This window comes from Pseudoalteromonas sp. S16_S37 (assembly GCF_014694405.1).
In the GTDB taxonomy this organism is placed as follows: domain Bacteria; phylum Pseudomonadota; class Gammaproteobacteria; order Enterobacterales; family Alteromonadaceae; genus Pseudoalteromonas.
The window spans coordinates 1-1,994 of the sequence record NZ_JAAUWV010000127.1; the positions used below are offsets into that span (position 1 = coordinate 1).

Genomic DNA, 1,994 nt, shown 5'->3' on the forward strand with positions numbered 1-1,994 from the left:
TTGGCACGTGAAAATCAACAACAATAACGTTAGATGGTTAACCGAATCTAAAGATAGCAATCCAAATTGAACAACCTCAGTTTTTTGAAAAACCGAGTTTTTCAGAATCGACTAATTAATACAACATGCCCACCACAACTTCATAAATCAGAAATGTTTTTCAAAAAAAAATATATCTACTCACATGTTAAAAGTAAAATATTATGATCTGGTTAAATCAGGTTTAAAACAATTAAAAATAGAACAATAAAAATATTAAACAAGAACATGTTGGGTGATATATATCCATTTAATGTTAGATGGATTTTTGTTAATTACTTGGAGTAACAACACTCGCACAATCAGTCAAAAAACATTCTACAAACAAAAAGCAGTGCAAAGATTATAAAAAGCATACGAATTTAAAACTAGACTCGTTGTTTTGTGCTATAAAAAACGCATCTAAGCATCTACATGGAAATATTAAGACAAAACTTCCTTCCAATGCCTAATATAGGTTTATTTAAATTATTTCTATTAAAAATAAATTAAGCATTCTTTAATAAGAAGAATAGAAATTTAATTATTCTTTGGCATCATTTAATCGCTCCCCTTGAGCTAAATTAAAAACAATGTCAGAGTCTGCATTGTGGTCAGAACGAACGGGGAGTTGCTGTTTATATGATTCAAATAACATTCCATATTGATAACTAATTCCTGACGAAGCTAAATCATTGAGGCATTATCTTAGCAGTAGTCGTTCATCAATTGAGATAAATTCGTCACAACTTTCTTTAAGCAATTGCGCTGTCAGCTTTTCTACTCCGTATACTTTGCTCGACACTTGATATGAGTTTCGTAAATGAGCAAGTAAAATAGCAAAATCACCATCTCCTGAAAGCAAGATCACTTCATCAACATCTTTTCCCGCTTCCATCATATCAATAGTAATACCGACGTCCCAGTCGCCTTTTTTTGAGCCATCGCTGCGAACAATATAAGGTTTAAGTTTTACTTCAAAGCCTATTGCGCGGAGTATATTTTGGAACTGCGTTTGTTTGTCATCACCGCGATAAGTTGCATAAGCAAAAGCATATTTTATCTCACCCAACTGCTGAGCCTCTGCCCAAAAAGCGTTGTAATCGAAGTTAAAGCCAAGCGATTGTTTGCAGGTATAGTAAATATTTTGAACATCTACGAATAAAGCAATTTTTTTCATTAATAAAGTCTGATGTGCGAAAACCCCCATACTAGCCCACATAACTTACGCATACTAGCTTTGTAGTAAATTCCCTTAGTCACTATCTAACAATCACCAATGCTGCATTTCTACCAATCTACTTTTTGTTCTTTCAAATTCAAAAGCCAATCGCTTGCCTACGTATAGGTCATTGATCGTTACAGAAGAAGAAATCACAACAATGCAGCGCTGCTCATAACATTCATCTACTAAGGCAATAAAGCGCCTAGCGTGATCATCCAGATGATATGAGTCGTGTGCCGAACCGTTACGTTGATAGCCATCTTCTACACCTTGAACGGTGTGATTTTGCTCAATCCGCCCACCCATTTTTGGAATGTTTGCGATAAAAAGTGCAGAGTATTCTTTCGCTAACTCAATGTAGTCAGCAGTGGCGCGAGGCGCTGAGCATAAACTCATAAAGTCAAAAGCAATGACGCTTTTGCCTTGTCCCACTATATTTATTTGGCGATTAAATAATTCGATACTCGAAATAACTTGCTCGCCACCTTGCTGAGCAAAAGCCTTAAAAAATGCTGTAGTATCATTTACAAAATAGTGCTTACTGGTGAGCCCTTTAGTGAATCGGTGATCGGTGTCGCCATCAACGCTTACCACCTTACAATAGGTCTCAAGCAAATTAATGGTGGGTAAAAACCCTAAGGTATCCCCAAAACTAGTGTTTATATATCAATAAGATGGAGATTTTAGAAATTTTGGAAAATGTGGGGAACATTCATGATGTTTAGTGATCTTATGAATCGCTAAATAAAAA

General features: G+C 35.3%; 2 protein-coding genes. Both read right to left on the reverse strand.

The genetic code is table 11. From position 1 onward, the window contains the following. Positions 1-721: 721 nt before the first annotated feature. Complete coding sequence (locus tag HC733_RS22050; protein ID WP_190367125.1) at positions 722-1,198, reverse strand: NYN domain-containing protein; 477 nt, start codon at positions 1,196-1,198, stop codon at positions 722-724. A gap of 93 nt (positions 1,199-1,291) precedes the next feature. Beyond that, complete coding sequence (gene zapE / locus HC733_RS22055) at positions 1,292-1,906, reverse strand: cell division protein ZapE (protein WP_342366052.1); 615 nt, start codon at positions 1,904-1,906, stop codon at positions 1,292-1,294. Positions 1,907-1,994 lie beyond the last annotated feature (88 nt).